General features: G+C 33.5%; 13 protein-coding genes. 11 read left to right on the forward strand and 2 right to left on the reverse strand.

Annotated features, from left to right (window positions below):
* Positions 1–5 precede the first annotated feature (5 nt).
* The gene (locus ACSV4D_RS06160) at positions 6–707 is read left to right on the forward strand and encodes a porin family protein (protein WP_439227525.1); all 702 of its coding nucleotides are present in this window, start codon (positions 6–8) and stop codon (positions 705–707) included.
* Here ACSV4D_RS06160 and ACSV4D_RS06165 read toward each other — a convergent pair.
* Entirely contained in the window at positions 704–1,435 is a 732-nt protein-coding gene (locus ACSV4D_RS06165) for a TrmH family RNA methyltransferase (RefSeq protein ID WP_439227526.1), read from the reverse strand. The two genes, ACSV4D_RS06160 and ACSV4D_RS06165, sit on opposite strands and share 4 nt — an antisense overlap.
* 37 nt (positions 1,436–1,472) lie before the next feature.
* Here ACSV4D_RS06165 and ACSV4D_RS06170 point away from each other — a divergent pair, with 37 nt between their 5' ends.
* The 4 genes from ACSV4D_RS06170 to ACSV4D_RS06185 all read left to right on the forward strand — a co-directional run bounded on the left by ACSV4D_RS06170 (position 1,473) and on the right by ACSV4D_RS06185 (position 7,068).
* The gene (locus ACSV4D_RS06170; RefSeq protein WP_439227527.1) at positions 1,473–4,028 is read left to right on the forward strand and encodes a BamA/TamA family outer membrane protein; all 2,556 of its coding nucleotides are present in this window, start codon (positions 1,473–1,475) and stop codon (positions 4,026–4,028) included.
* Between the two features lie 60 nt (positions 4,029–4,088).
* Complete coding sequence (fbaA, locus tag ACSV4D_RS06175) at positions 4,089–5,156, forward strand: class II fructose-bisphosphate aldolase (RefSeq protein ID WP_439227528.1); 1,068 nt, start codon at positions 4,089–4,091, stop codon at positions 5,154–5,156.
* An 82-nt stretch (positions 5,157–5,238) separates the two neighbouring features.
* Entirely contained in the window at positions 5,239–6,096 is an 858-nt protein-coding gene (gene accD / locus ACSV4D_RS06180) for an acetyl-CoA carboxylase, carboxyltransferase subunit beta (protein WP_439227529.1), read from the forward strand.
* A 156-nt stretch (positions 6,097–6,252) separates the two neighbouring features.
* Positions 6,253–7,068 (forward strand): hypothetical protein, encoded by an 816-nt coding sequence (locus ACSV4D_RS06185; RefSeq protein ID WP_439227530.1) that lies wholly within the window; start codon positions 6,253–6,255, stop codon positions 7,066–7,068.
* Between the two features lie 246 nt (positions 7,069–7,314).
* On the opposite strand, the gene ACSV4D_RS06190 is transcribed toward ACSV4D_RS06185, so the two are convergent.
* A complete protein-coding gene (locus tag ACSV4D_RS06190) occupies positions 7,315–8,565 on the reverse strand; it encodes an ABC transporter permease (protein WP_439227531.1) in 1,251 nt (416 codons plus the stop codon).
* Positions 8,566–8,760: 195 nt separating this feature from the next.
* Between ACSV4D_RS06190 and purH the strand changes: the two genes are divergently transcribed.
* The 6 genes from purH (at position 8,761) to rodA (ending at position 15,967) form a co-directional block, all read left to right on the forward strand.
* Positions 8,761–10,287 (forward strand): bifunctional phosphoribosylaminoimidazolecarboxamide formyltransferase/IMP cyclohydrolase, encoded by a 1,527-nt coding sequence (gene purH, locus ACSV4D_RS06195; RefSeq protein WP_439227532.1) that lies wholly within the window; start codon positions 8,761–8,763, stop codon positions 10,285–10,287.
* Between the two features lie 54 nt (positions 10,288–10,341).
* Positions 10,342–11,370 (forward strand): rod shape-determining protein, encoded by a 1,029-nt coding sequence (locus tag ACSV4D_RS06200; protein ID WP_408081772.1) that lies wholly within the window; start codon positions 10,342–10,344, stop codon positions 11,368–11,370.
* 82 nt (positions 11,371–11,452) lie between these two features.
* On the forward strand, positions 11,453–12,280 hold the full coding sequence (mreC, locus tag ACSV4D_RS06205; RefSeq protein WP_408081771.1) for a rod shape-determining protein MreC: 828 nt from the start codon (positions 11,453–11,455) through the stop codon (positions 12,278–12,280).
* A complete protein-coding gene (locus tag ACSV4D_RS06210; protein WP_408081770.1) occupies positions 12,273–12,779 on the forward strand; it encodes a rod shape-determining protein MreD in 507 nt (168 codons plus the stop codon). The genes mreC and ACSV4D_RS06210 overlap by 8 nt, the downstream gene beginning before the upstream one ends.
* A complete protein-coding gene (mrdA, locus tag ACSV4D_RS06215; protein ID WP_408081769.1) occupies positions 12,776–14,719 on the forward strand; it encodes a penicillin-binding protein 2 in 1,944 nt (647 codons plus the stop codon). Before ACSV4D_RS06210 ends, mrdA begins: the two co-directional genes overlap by 4 nt.
* A gap of 15 nt (positions 14,720–14,734) precedes the next feature.
* Entirely contained in the window at positions 14,735–15,967 is a 1,233-nt protein-coding gene (rodA, locus tag ACSV4D_RS06220) for a rod shape-determining protein RodA (protein ID WP_408081768.1), read from the forward strand.
* The last annotated feature ends 13 nt before the right edge of the window (positions 15,968–15,980 follow it).

Consider the following 15,980-nt stretch of genomic DNA (forward strand, 5'->3'; position numbering starts at 1 on the left):
ATTACATGAAAAAAACAGCTGTCTTTACTTTATTCCTGCTTAGTTTTTTAGGATATTCACAATCTAAAGGAATGTTTAGTAAAGATCCTATTATCCATTTGGAAAATTTTCAAAAACAGCGACTTTATTTTGGATATTATTTAGGTTTTAACTCCTTTGATTTCAAAGTTGATTACAAAACCGTAGGTCCGGATATTCAGGTAAAAAAAACAACGGGATTTAATGTAGGAGTTGTAGCTGATTTAAAACTGCAGGAATACATCAATCTGCGATTCGAACCCGGTTTGTATTATACTAAAAGAACATTACATTATCCCAACTTTACTAATGAAACTGATGCTGTAAGAGATGTGAACAGTACATACATTCATTTTCCTTTACTGGTAAAATTCTCTTCTGTGAGAACAGGAAATATACGTCCGTATATTTTAGGAGGATTATCAACTACTCTTAATTTATCCTCAAATTCAAAATCTATTGACGATAACGAGCAGCAAAAATTCCGAGTAAAATCCTGGAGTACTAATTATGAATTAGGTTTTGGAATTGACTTTTTCTCTGAGTATTTTATTTTTTCTCCTTCAATAAGAGGTTGTTTTAGCCTAAAAGATGAACTTATCCGGGACAATGACCCAAACAGCCCGTGGACAGGAAATATAGAATCTCTTAAAAGCAGAGCTATATTTATTAACTTCACTTTTCACTAAGCTAAATTTCGTTTAAACTCACTCAATACAATTGCAGTTGCTGTAGCTACATTTAAACTTTCTGTTTTTTGTAAATCACCAAACCGCGGAATTGAAATCCGTTTTTCTATTAATTCTTCAACTCCTTCTGATATACCATTCGCTTCATTTCCCATAATAATAACTCCTTGCTGAGGCAGATTACTCTGATAAATATTTTCTCCATCCATAAAAGTACCAAAAACGGTTAAATCAGTTTCTGCAATATAATGCTCAAGATCAACATAGGCTACATTCACTCTTGTAATAGAACCCATAGTCGCCTGAACCACTTTTGGATTATAAATATCGACTGTTTCTTTCGAGCAAACCACCTGCCGGACTCCAAACCAGTCACACAAACGTAAAATTGTTCCTAAATTTCCCGGATCCCGGATATCGTCTAAAGCAATTATCAAACCCGAAGTAGCTATTTCTTTTTCCTGAGGTATTTTAAAAACGGCCAAACAACTATTAGGAGTTGCCAGCGCACTAATTTTTTTCAGATCATTTTCATGAATCAACGATTTTTTAATTCCTGAAACTTCTTCAAAATCATATTGGGTAGTATACAAATGTTCCAGTTCAAAATTTGAGTCTAAAAGCTCCTGAATTACCTTTACACCTTCTGCAAAAAATAATTGATGACTAATCCGATACTTTTTTTGCTGTAAACTAGTTATAAGTTTTATTTGGTTTTTACTAACCATAAAAATATGTACTTTTGAATTAAATATTTTAGACCTCTTGAAAAAAATTTCAACAAAAATATCACTATTTATTCTAATAGGAATAATTATATCTGCCTGTAACGCTGAAAAAAGAGTTCCGGACGGCAAACAACTACTTTTAAGGAATCAGATTGTAGTAAATGGCAAAAAAACCAATGATGAAGATGCTCACAACCAATTGTATCAAAAACCAAACGGAACCTTACTGGGATTTCGTTTGCGATTGAATTTATACAATTTAGCTAATTTAAATCCTGATTCTACTTATCAGGCAAAATTCACAAATAACCCCGGAAAATACGAACGAAAAGCCAAATGGTTATCAGCAAAACAAGTAGACCGGTTAGGAAAATCTTTTTTTTACAGCGGAATTCATGAATTTTTAAAAAACACTGGTGAACCGCCAGTAATTATTGACACTGCAAAAACTAAAAAATCACTTTCCAGACTTAGGTATTATTATTTTAACAATGGTTTTTTTGATGTTAAAACCAGTTACACACAAGATACTATCAGTGAGAAAAGAGGTAAAATAAAATACAGCATTACAACGAATAAAGCGTATTTCCTGGACTCAATAAAGGCAACTATCAGTTCACCGGACTTAGATTCGCTATACAATAACGCTAAAGAGGATGCCCTTATAAAGTCAGGAAATCAATATAAAACAGCCGATTTTACTGAAGAAAAAAACCGTCTTACCACTTATTTCAGAAATCACGGCGCTTATTATTTTCAGCCTACTTCTATTATTTTTGACATTGACACTATCGGTCAGAAAAACAAAGCGAATGTAAATGTAAATATTGGCGACTACAGCTATCAGGATAAAGATTCTACGAAAACAGAAAAATTTAAATTATATAAAATCAGTAGTGTAGACATTTATACGGATTATCTGCCAAATACCAGCAAGCAAAACATAACTGACAGTACTACGTACCAAAATTTCAACCTGTACAGCCGTGATAAATTAAAATACAAACCATATGCTATAACTGATGCTATTTTTATCACTAAAGGAACCGTTTTTGCCGATTACAAAACCGTATTAACATCACGGTATTTAACCAATCTTAAAATATTTAATCCGCCAAGTATTCAATATGAAGTAGATAAAAAAGACAGTCTTAACAATTCTCTTATTGCTAAAATTTATTTAACACCCAGAAAAAAATATAGTTTTCAGGCTTCATTTGACTTAACTCATTCTAATATTCAGGATATTGGGATTTCATTTAGTCCTTCTCTTAGTATCCGAAATATTTTTAATGGAGCTGAAACATTCGAAATTTCCACAAGAGCAAACATTGGTTCATCCAGAGATTTAGCCAATCCAAACAATCAGTTTTTCAACGTATCAGAATATGGTGTTGACTTCAAATTAAATTTCCCAAGAATATTTATGCCTTTTTCTACGGAAAAAATAATACCCAAAAGCATGATTCCATCAACATTGATTGGTATAGGTTATGCTACGCAAAAAAATATCGGATTAGATAAAGAAAATTTCACAGGAACTTTTTCATACAACTGGAATCCCAAAAGATACAATACTGCCCGTTTTGACCTTTTTAATGTTCAGTTTGTACGTAATTTAAATTCATCTAATTATTTTAATGTCTACGGCTCCTCTTACAATGCTTTAAATGAAATTGCGCAAAACTACAATGCAGACAGCAGCTATTTCAACGAAAATAATGATCTGATAATAGAATCCGGAACAAAAGCTTTTACAAGAGATGTTTTAGACGGAAATCAAAATTTCATCCCATCTGACAACGATTTAAAAGAAGTGAGAAGTATTGAGGAAAGAAGAGTGCGACTGACTGAAAATGATTTTATTTTGGCCACTAATTTTTCATTCAGCAAAACCACAAAAACAGATTTAGCCGACAACACTTTCTATCTTTTCAAAACCAAAATAGAATCGGCCGGTTCTCTTTTATCATTAATAGGAAATGCTGCCAATTTAAAAAAGAATCAAAATGGAAACCGCGAAATATTTGATTTAGAATATTCGGAATACATTAAAACAGAATTCGATTATATCAAACATTGGGATCTGAGTCATGAAAAAGTACTGGCGGTACGTAGTTTTTTTGGTATAGCTATCCCTTTTGGTAATTCTGATTATATTCCGTTTTCCCGAAGTTATTTTTCAGGAGGTTCCAATGATAACCGTGCCTGGCAACCTTATAGTTTAGGACCGGGACGAAGTGGAGCCACAAATGATTTTAACGAAGCCAATATGAAAATTGCTGCAAGCGCCGAATTCAGGTTTAAAATTTTAGGTGATTTAAAAGGTGCATTATTTGCGGATGCAGGAAACATCTGGAATGTTTTTGACAATGTCACCGATGAGAAATCAACTTTTAATAATTTTTCCAGTTTAAAAGATATTGCATTAGGTTCCGGATTTGGTCTTCGATATGATTTAAACTTTTTTGTTGTCCGATTTGATTTTGGTTTCAAAACCTATAATCCCGCTGATGAATCAGGTAAAAAATGGTTTAGAGACTACAATTTTGGGAACTCAGTTTTAAATTTTGGAATAAATTATCCGTTCTAATGCTAATAAATTCTTATTTTTGCAATCTAAAACTAAAATCTAACAAAAACAAAAAACAAAATGGCACACAACATTAAAGCAGGTGTAGCAACTGGAGATCAGGTACAGGAAATTTTTAATTATGCAAAAGAAAAAGGCTTTGCACTTCCGGCTGTAAACGTCACAGGATCTAACACAATTAACGGAGTTCTTGAAACAGCTGCAAAATTAAACGCACCGGTTATCATACAATTCTCTAACGGAGGAGCACAATTCAATGCAGGAAAAGGACTTTCTAATACAGGAGAAAAAGCAGCTATTGCAGGTGCAATTGCAGGAGCTAAAAGCATCCACGCTTTAGCAGAAGCTTACGGAGCAACTGTAATTTTGCATACTGACCACTGCGCTAAAAAATTATTACCATGGATTGATGGTTTATTAGATGCATCCGAAGAACATTTCGCTGCTACCGGAAAATCATTATTCAGTTCTCATATGATTGACTTATCAGAAGAGCCAATCGAAGAAAACATCGAAATTTGCAAAACTTACTTAGAAAGAATGAGCAAAATTGGGATGACATTAGAAATCGAACTTGGAATTACAGGTGGTGAAGAAGATGGTGTTGACAACTCTGATGTTGACAGCTCAAAATTATACACACAACCAGAAGAAGTAGCTTATGCTTACGAAGAACTTTCTAAAGTAAGTCCTAAATTTACAATTGCTGCAGCTTTTGGAAACGTTCACGGTGTTTACAAACCAGGAAACGTAAAATTAACTCCGAAAATCTTAAAAAATTCCCAGGATTTCGTTCAGGCAAAATTCAACACAGGACATAATCCGGTAGATTTTGTTTTCCATGGTGGTTCAGGTTCTACACTTGAAGAAATCAGAGAAGGAATCAGCTACGGAGTAATCAAAATGAATATTGATACCGATTTACAATTTGCTTTCACTGAAGGAATTCGTGATTTCATGGTAGACAACCTTGATTATTTAAAAACTCAGATTGGTAATCCTACCGGAGCTGATGCACCAAATAAAAAATATTATGACCCAAGAAAATGGTTGCGTGAAGGAGAAGTAACTTTCAATGCAAGACTTGAGCAGGCATTTGCTGACTTGAATAATGTAAATACACTATAATTTTAGATTTCTGGTTGTAGATTTTAGATTTCATAAAGTCTAAAATCTAAAACCTAAAGTCTAAAATCTAAAATCTAAAAAAATGGCTTGGTTTAAAAGACACGAAAAAGGAATCACAACTCCTACCGAACAGAAAATGGACGTTCCAAAAGGGCTTTGGTACAAATCTCCTACAGGAAAAATTATTGATGCTGATGAACTGGAACGCAACTTATTTGTAAGTCCGGAAGATGGTTTCCATGTAAGAATAGGCAGTGCTACTTATTTCGAAATCTTATTTGACAACAATGAATTTACTGAATTAGACCCAAACATTACGTCTAAAGACCCTTTACATTTTGTTGACACAAAAAAATATGAGGATCGCCTGAAAGATGTTATGGATAAAACCAAACTAAAAGACGCAGTGCGTACCGGAGTGGGTAAATCCAAAGGAAAAGATTTAGTAATTTGCTGTATGGATTTTGCCTTCATTGGTGGTTCTATGGGAGCTGTTGTAGGAGAAAAAATAGCCAGAGGAATTGATTATGCCATCAAAAACAAATTACCATTTGTTATGATTTCTAAATCAGGAGGAGCCAGAATGATGGAAGCTGCTTATTCTTTAATGCAGTTGGCTAAAACATCTGTTAAACTTGCTCAACTTTCCGAAGCTAAATTACCTTACATCTCTTTGTGTACTGATCCAACTACCGGAGGAACAACTGCTTCTTATGCTATGTTAGGAGACATCAACATTGCGGAACCCGGTGCCTTAATTGGTTTTGCCGGACCACGTGTTGTTAAAGATACTACAGGTAAAGATTTACCGGAAGGTTTCCAGACCGCCGAATTCCTTTTAGAGCACGGTTTCTTAGACTTTATCACGCCAAGAAAAGAATTGAAAGACAAGATTAACTTGTATATTGATTTGATTCAGAATAATGAAATTAGAAACTAAACGTTTCAATTTTAACAAATCTAAAATCCCGTTTACAATGTAAACGGGATTTTTTTTACAAACTTTTCAGAAAATATTGTAAGAATATTTCATATATTTGATAAAGAAAAAAATTTAGTGACAATACTATTTAGATAACGTAAAAATGAAATGAAATTGGAATTAAAAGATATTATTATTGCAATAATAATTATTATGGTTGCATTAAGTGCAGGACTATTATCTGCCTATCAATATATAGATAGCACAAAAAAGGAGAAAGAAAATGAAAAAACTACACAACAGTTAATAAAAGCTCAACAAAAAATTAACAATATAAACCATCAGATTTCTAATGCACAACAAACGTCTTTAAATTTATCTAAGGAACTTAAGATTGCTCAACAAAAATCACTGGAAAAATCAGAAGAATTAATTAATGCTCAATTCAAAATTAACCACCTACAATCTGAAATGATTAATCAAGTTTTAGGTAAAGGATATCCTAGGCTAAAATTAATGAATGCACAAGGTTCAAATTTTAAAATTTATTTAGAACCTAGTACAAATTATCCAATATTTAAAGTGTCTATTAAACTATCAGATTCTAAGAAATTACTTAATTGCCAATTCTCGAACTATCCTGATAAGATTGTTGTAAATAAATCTTGTTACGATGATTCATTACTATTACAATCATACCATCCTTTAGATTTAATAGGTAATCAAATAACATTTATAGATTCAGAAATTCCAAAGAAAAATTACTATTTAATGACTGAATTTATTTGTAAAAACATAATTGTGGTTCAATACTCAATTATAAAATACGATAAACAAAACCTTCACCACGATTATCGAATATATGAAATTTCTAAATCTGATTCAAGCTTTTCAAGATTGTTAGAAAATACTAATAAAGAGATAACAGATGAAGTCTATAAAGAAAACTTTCTTCTTGAAAAAACAATTATTATTGACTCTTCAAAATAAAATAGCCACCAATCGTGAGCAAAATCCTTTTCGTTCGAAACAGTAAATTTTCACGCAAATTACTCAAAAGTTATCTGCTAAAATCTGCGTGCTGTTTTTAATACCCATACCGACCCAAGCATCTTGCTTGTGAACACAAAGAATTTCACAAACTAGGTGGAATTTGATAATGAGATTGCTTCGTTCCGATAGCTATCGGAACTCGCAATGACTCTGAAATCTAAATTCTGCAATCTAAAATTAAAACTACATCCCTGTTCTAATCGCTTCCACAGGATCTAACCGTGATGCTGAAATAGCCGGTAAAATTCCTGAAATCAATCCTATGATTCCAGCTAATCCTGTCCCGAGGAGAATATTACCCAAGCCTAAAACAAATTCAAAATCTAATGCTTTTGTTAAACCAACAGCAATTCCCCAAACCAGCAATAAACCAATTGCACCGCCGATTACAGATAAAATTATCGCTTCGAATAAAAATTGGAATAAAATAAACCTGTTCTTCGCCCCTAATGATTTTTGGATTCCTATTAAATGCGTACGCTCTTTTACCGAAACGAACATGATATTTGCAATTCCGAATCCACCAACCAATAGTGAAAATCCACTGATAACCCAGCCTCCTAATTTCATACTTCCAATAATCCCATCAATAAAATCAGTAAATCCTGAGAAAACATTGATAAAAAAATTGTCCATTTCCCCTGCTTTAATACCACGATAAGCACGTAATTTTTGCGAAATCTCTGCTTTGTAAGCTTCCATATCTACACCATCTACAGGCTTAAAAACAATTACATTAGTCAAAGAAGTATTATTATCCCCAAACTTTTGCCTTATAAAATTAACCGGAAGATAAGCCGAAGAATCATTACTGTCACCAAAAAGTCCAGCTCCTTTTTTAGTCAGCACCCCTATTACTGTAAAACGCTGCCCATACAACCGAACATCTTTCCCTATTGGATCTACACCATCAAACAAAGTAGTAGCAATTTCGCTCCCAATCACCACCACCTTAGCTCCTGAATTACCTTCTGCCTCATTATAAAACCTTCCTTTTTCAAATTCCAGACGTTCAATATCTACAAATTCATAGGAAACAGGAACAATATTAACATCACTCACCAATTTCGAATCGTATTTTATTGTCTCACTTTTTGTAAATATCTGATACCCCAGCTCGGCTGTATTGGTCATTGTACCCTTCAGATAAATATATTCGTCATATTTCACATTAGGAAATTGTTCTCTTTTCCATTTTGGAATATCAGAAGGTCCAAAAGAAAATTTCATTAAATAAATGGTATTTTTATCCAGGCCGCTTAAATCATTGGTAATCTTTCTGTCTAATGAATCTACTGCCGCCAAAACGGCTATTATAGAAAAAATACCAATGGTGACTCCAAGCAACGAAAGTAAGGTTCTCAGTTTATTATTACGCAATGCATTGATAGCAAATGCAAAGCTTTCTTTTAACAATCGAAGATATAGTAACATAAAAAAACCATTTTTAAGAAGGTAAAATTCTGTAAATATTATTCAAAAACCTAATATAAAATTGGTTTAACATAATAAAATACAGCTATTTCCCTAAGATTTAAAAAAAGTTAACTAAATATAAATTATCTTATTTTCAGATAGCTAATTTTCACATTAAAAAACTACTTTTGCATTTTATAATTAAAACTATTCATGAGCACATCTAAAACAATTCAATCTGCATTAATTTCGGTTTTCTCGAAAGAAGGTCTTGAGCCTATTGTTAAATTCTTACACAGTCAAAATGTAACTCTTTACTCTACAGGAGGAACAGAAGATTTTATAAAAAATTTAGGCATACCTGTTGTAGCTGTTGAAGACATTACTGCATTTCCTGAAATTTTAGGCGGAAGAGTAAAAACATTACACCCAAAAATTTTCGGAGGAATCCTCAACCGTCAGGACAATGAAAGTGATGTTCAACAAATGCAGGAATTCAACATTCCGCAGATTGATTTAGTTATTGTTGATTTGTACCCGTTTGAAAAAACAGTAGCATCCGGAGCAAGTGAACAAGATATTATTGAAAAAATTGATATCGGAGGAATTTCATTGATTCGCGCAGCCGCTAAAAACTTTAAAGACACTGTAATTGTACCATCTATGAACGAATATACTTTGTTCTTAGACATGATTACCAAACAAAACGGAGCAACTACTCTGGAAGACAGAAAATTATTAGCTACTAAAGCGTTCCATGTATCTTCACATTATGACGGAGCGATTTTTAGTTACTTTAATACTGATGAAACTATCTATAAAGCCAGTATTGCTGACGGTCAGGTATTGCGTTACGGAGAAAATCCACATCAGAAAGGATTTTTCTTTGGAGATTTTGACGCTATGTTCAAAAAATTACACGGAAAAGAATTATCATACAATAACTTATTAGATGTAGATGCGGCAGTTAATTTGATTAACGAATTCAAAACTGACGGTCCTACATTTGCAATATTAAAACACAACAACGCTTGTGGATTAGCCTCCAGAAACACTATTAGCGAAGCCTATGTAGCAGCATTAGCCTGCGATCCAACTTCTGCATTTGGAGGAGTTTTAATTTCAAATACTAAAATTGATGTGGCCACAGCTACTGAAATTAACAAATTATTCTGCGAAGTGGTAATTGCTCCTGAGTATGATGCTGAAGCAGTAACAATTTTACAAGAAAAGAAAAACAGAATTATTCTGGTTCAAAATGATGTTGAATTACCACAAAAACAAGTTCGTACCTGTCTTAACGGATTATTAATTCAGGAAAGAAATAACATTACGGACAATAAAAAAGATTTAACTACCGTTACCACTACAAGTCCGACAGAACAGGAAATTGAAGATTTAATTTTCGCTTCTAAAATTTGTAAAAACACCAAATCAAACACAATCGTTTTTGCTAAAAACGGGACTTTAATTTCATCCGGAACAGGACAAACTTCAAGAGTAGACGCATTACAACAGGCAGTTGAGAAAGCAAAACATTTTGGATTTGATTTAACAGGAGCATCTATGGCAAGTGATGCTTTCTTCCCATTTCCGGACTGTGTAGCTCTTGCAAAAGAAGCTGGAATTACAGCAGTAATTCAGCCAGGCGGATCAATTAAAGACCAGTTAAGCATCGACTATTGCAACGAAAATAATTTGGCAATGGTATTTACCGGAACACGTCATTTTAAACATTAATTTGACTAACTTTGTACGCTCCTAATTTATAACTTTTAAACCCCTAAAAAACTTATGGGATTTTTTGATTTCATGACCGAGGATATTGCGATAGACCTTGGTACCGCAAACACACTAATCATTCACAATGATAAGGTAGTTATTGATAGTCCATCTATCGTTGCCCGTGACAGGATCTCAGGCAAAATCATTGCTGTTGGAAAAGAAGCCAACCTGATGCAAGGTAAAACTCATGAAAACATTAAAACTATAAGGCCTTTAAAGGACGGTGTAATTGCTGATTTTGATGCTTCTGAAAAGATGATTAATATGTTTATCAAAAGCATCCCGGCATTAAAAAAGAAAATGTTTACACCGGCATTAAGAATGGTGGTTTGTATTCCATCCGGAATTACTGAAGTGGAAATGAGAGCCGTAAAAGAATCTTGTGAACGCGTAAACGGAAAAGAAGTATACCTGATTCATGAGCCAATGGCAGCTGCAATCGGTATCGGTATAGACATCATGCAGCCAAAAGGAAACATGATTGTTGATATTGGAGGTGGTACAACTGAAATTGCTGTAATCGCATTAGGCGGAATTGTATGTGATAAATCGGTAAAAATTGCCGGTGATGTTTTCACTAACGACATTGTGTATTACATGCGTACCCAACACAATTTATTTGTGGGTGAAAGTACAGCTGAAAAAATAAAAATCCAGATTGGAGCTGCCATTGAAGATTTAGAAACTCCTCCTGAAGACATGTCTGTACAAGGAAGAGATTTATTGACTGGTAAACCTAAACAAGTAGATGTCTCTTATAGAGAAATTGCAAAAGCATTAGATAAATCAATCCAGCGAATTGAAGATGCGGTAATGGAAACGTTATCTCAGACCCCACCGGAGTTAGCTGCTGATATCTACAATACCGGAATTTATCTTGCAGGTGGTGGTTCTATGCTAAGAGGTCTTGATAAGCGTATTTCTCAAAAAACAGATTTACCTGTATATATTGCAGAAGATCCTTTAAGAGCAGTAGTAAGAGGAACAGGAATGGCACTGAAAAATATTGGAAAATTCAAAAGCATCTTAATAAAATAAGAGATTTATTTAATTTATAAACTATAACAGTTCAGCAATTAAACACCAGAGCCTATTTTGAAATCAATAATCAAATAAGAGAATGCAGCAAATATTCAATTTTATATTCAAAAACAGTACCAGACTACTGTTTTTGCTGTTATTATGCGTTTCGCTTTTGCTTACGATACAGTCTCATTCTTACCATAAAAGCAGAATTATCAGTTCTGCAAATTTTTTAACGGGCGGTGTTTATGAAAAGATAAATAATATTACTGAATATTTAAATCTGAAAACAGAAAACGATGCTTTGGCACTTGAAAACGCCAGACTTAAAAGTGTTCTCTTCAACATGAAGGATACTTTGACCGTAAAACGACTGGAAAATATGAAAAATATTGCTCCGGAAGACGTTTTGGTATCAAAAGTAATTCACAACACCTATAATACACACGAAAACTTCTTAACCTTAAATTCTGGCTCAAACGACGGTGTAAAGGCGGATATGGGAGTTATAAACAGCTTGGGGATTGTAGGAATCATAGACAGAACATCTCCTAAATACTCCACGGTAATAAGCATTCTGAACGTTAAATCACAAATTAACGCTAAGATTAAAAAATCAAATCATTTTGGTTCATTGACCTGGAATGGAAAAAACACTGGTTTCGTTCAGTTATTAGACGTTCCCCGATTAGCATCTGTCAGAAAAGGGGATACAATTGTAACCGGAGGACAGTCGGTTATTTTTCCTGAGAACATTAACATTGGTACAATCCATAATATTTATATTGATTCTGTTACTAACTATTACACATTAAATATCCGATTATTTAATGATATGACTAATTTAGGTCATGTTTACATTATTAAAAGTAAAGACAGAGATGAAGTTAATAATTTAGAAAAAACGAGTAAAAAAGATGAATAGCACTTTGTTAGTCAATATTTTTCGGTTTATTTTGTTATTAGCCGTACAGATTATCATATTTAACAATATGACTTTCTTAGGTTACATAATGCCTTTACCCTACATTCTGTTCATTATTTTATATCCTGTAAATTCTAACAGAGCATCTCTGTTAATAAGCAGTTTTTTACTGGGGTTAACAATGGATTTTTTCTCTAATTCAGGAGGAATTCATGCTACAGCCTGTCTTATTTTAGCTTTTTACAGACCCTATTTATTTAAATTTGCTTTTGGTGTGAGTTATGAATACCAAACCATTAAATTAAACGAATCATTAACACCAGAAAGGTTTTCATTTATCCTCCTCGCCGTGGTAATTCATCATTTTACCCTTTTCATTTTAGAGGCATTTCAGGTTAGTTTCATTTGGGACATTCTGATTAGAACCTTACTGAGTACTGTATTTACAATAATTAGTTGTATTATTATAATATACCTTATTAAGCCCAATAAACGATGAGAAAACTTCTGCTGCCATCAATCATTATCATTGCAGCAATTTTGCTACTAATTCGGATTTTTTATTTGCAGGTAATCAATGATACTTTCAAATTAAAATCGGAGAATAATGCTATAAAAATACAATATGAATACCCCGAACGAGGATATATTTATGACCGAAACGGAAAACTTCTGGTAGCTAATCAGCCTTCTTACGACATTATGGTGATTCCCAGAGAAATAAAAAATCTGGATACTTTAGAATTCTGCAAATTACTGGATGTTACAAAAGAAGATTTTTTAGAAAAAATTGCTAAAGCAAAAATCTACAGTCCGCGACTTCCTTCGGTATTTTTACCTCAATTAAACAAAAGTGAATTTGCAGCTTTTCAGGAAAAAATTCGAAAATTTGAAGGTTTCTATTTTCAAAAACGTTCGCTTCGGGATTATGAAGTAGATTTTGGCGCCAATATTTTTGGTTTTATCACTCAGGTAAACGAAAGAGTAATTGAAAAACATCCCTATTATAAAAGTGGTGACTTAATAGGTAAACAAGGGGTTGAAGAATATTATGAAGAAATTCTTCGCGGTATAAAAGGAGTTAAATATTTCCAGAAAGATAAATATAATCGACTAATAGGTTCTTACAAAGAAGGCAAATATGACACTATTGCAGTCCAGGGAGAAGATATCAATCTGACTATTGATGCCGAAATTCAGCGTTATGGAGAACAATTAATGGTCAATAAAAGAGGTGGTATTGTGGCGATAGAACCTAAAACTGGAGAAATTCTGGCGTTAGTAACCGCACCTTCTTATGACCCTTCTATTTTAGTGGGAAGACAGCGTTCTAAAAATTATACGTTATTGTATTATGATTCTATTGCAAAACCATTATATGACAGAGGATTATTAGCCGAATATCCGCCAGGTTCTCCTTTTAAAATACTGACAGGATTAGCAGCACTTCAGGAAGGTGTTATTGACGAAAACACCACTGTATCTTGCCATCACGGTTTTAGTTACGCCAGAGGACGATTTATGGGATGTCACTGTCAGGGTGGTGCATTACAACTTCACAGAGGAATATACCAGTCCTGCAACTCTTATTTTGCTACAGCATATATGAAAACCATTAATAAATATGTGAAGCCTTCTTATGCCGTAGATGTGTGGAGCAATCATATTAAAAGTTTTGGTTTGGGGCAATTCATGGGATATGATTTGCCTACAGGAAGAAGAGGAAATATCCCTACTTCTAAAACATACAAACGCATTTATCCTAATGGAGGCTGGAGAAGTACTACCATTGTATCTAATGCTATTGGACAAGGTGAAGTCCTGATGACCCCAATTCAACTAGCTAATATGATGGCCACTGTAGCTAATGAAGGTTATTATTACACTCCTCATATCATCAAAAAAATAAAAGGCGGTGCTATTGATCCAAAATTCAGAGAAAAGCATGTAACTACTATAAGTAAAGAATTTTATAAACCTATAATAAGCGGTTTATTTGACGTATACAATTTAGGAACCGCGAGATCGTTAAGAGTTGATGGTATTGATATATGCGGAAAAACAGGAACCGCAGAAAACTTTGCGAAGATTGGAGGTAAAAGAGTCCAATTACAGGATCATTCTATTTTTGTTGCTTTTGCACCAAAAGATAATCCCAAAATCGCTATAGCTGTCTTAGTAGAAAACGGAGGCTTTGGAGCTTCTATAGCAGGTCCAATTGCCAGCCTGATGATTGAAAAATATTTGAGAAAAAAAATCAGCAGAATAGATTTAGAAAAAAGAATTTTTGAGAAAAGTTTAAAAGATCAATATGCTAAATTAGGAGGAATGAATGAAGCCAGTGCTATAGAAACCACTCCGAAAGACAGTACAAGCCTGCGTAAATACAAAGAGGTTAAAACAAATACGGTAACTGATACCACCAAAAAAAATAATTAAGAGATTCTTTTACAAATGAAAAATCAAAGTGTAAAGAAAAATATTGACTGGATATGTATCATCATCTATAGTGCATTAGTGATAATGGGGTGGTTAAACATCTACTCTTCATCACTATCCTCTATCGAAGATACGTATCAAAAACAATTGATATTTATTTTATTGACTATTCCTTTGATCTTTATTATTCTCGCTGTTGATGGAAAATTTTATGAAAAATATGCCAGCGTTATTTACATAATAGGATTATTATCTCTCGCCGGATTATTTGTTTTTGGTAAAACGATTAAAGGACAGACTAACTGGTACTCTTTTGGTTCTTTTGGTATTCAGCCTTCCGAATTTGTAAAAACAGCTACTTCCCTTGCTATAGCAAAATATTTAAGTGACAGCCAGATTAATCTAAAAGACACAAACCGACAAATTCAGGTGCTTTGCATTCTGGGCTTACCAATCTTACTTATCGTTCCTCATGACCCGGGAAGTGCTTTAATTTATTGTATGATTCTTATTGTTTTATATCGAGAAGGATTACCTGCCTGGTATATCTGGACAGGATTTATAGCCATTTTGTTATTTGTATTCACCTTGATATTTGAACCTGTATATGTTATATTATTTGCTTTACTAACTACTATTATTGTCTATTTTAAATCGAGACTGGCAGATAGAAATATTGTAGCGAGCAGTATTCTCTTTGTCCTAATGTCAGGATTTGTTTTATCTGTAGATTATGTTTTTGACAATGTTTTCAAACAGCATCATAGAGACCGTTTTAATATCCTGCTTGGTAAAACCGTCGACTTAAAAGGAATTGGTTATAACACCAACCAGTCGGAAATTGCTATTGGGTCAGGAGGCTGGTTTGGTAAAGGCTTTCTGGAAGGAACTCAGACCAAGGGCGGCTTTGTACCGGAACAGCATACTGATTATATTTTCACCACAGTAGGAGAAGAATGGGGTTTTATTGGTTCACTTGTTGTTGTAGGGCTTTTTGTAACCTTAATTTTAAGAATTATATATTTGGCCGAAAGGCAGAAAACGAAATTCAGCCGGGTATATGGTTATTGTACCGCCGGAATTTTATTTATTCACTTTTTTGTTAATATTGCGATGGTTATTGGAATTTTCCCCACTATCGGAGTTCCGCTTCCCTTCTTTTCTTACGGAGGTTCCGGATTATGGGGATTTACGATTCTGCTTTTTATTTTCCTTAAAATGGATGCTAATAAAGTAAATGAGTGGTAATACTACTTTAAAT

Origin of the sequence: Flavobacterium sp. ARAG 55.4 (assembly GCF_051846875.1) — a bacterium.
In the GTDB taxonomy this organism is placed as follows: Bacteria; Bacteroidota; Bacteroidia; order Flavobacteriales; family Flavobacteriaceae; genus Flavobacterium; species Flavobacterium plantiphilum.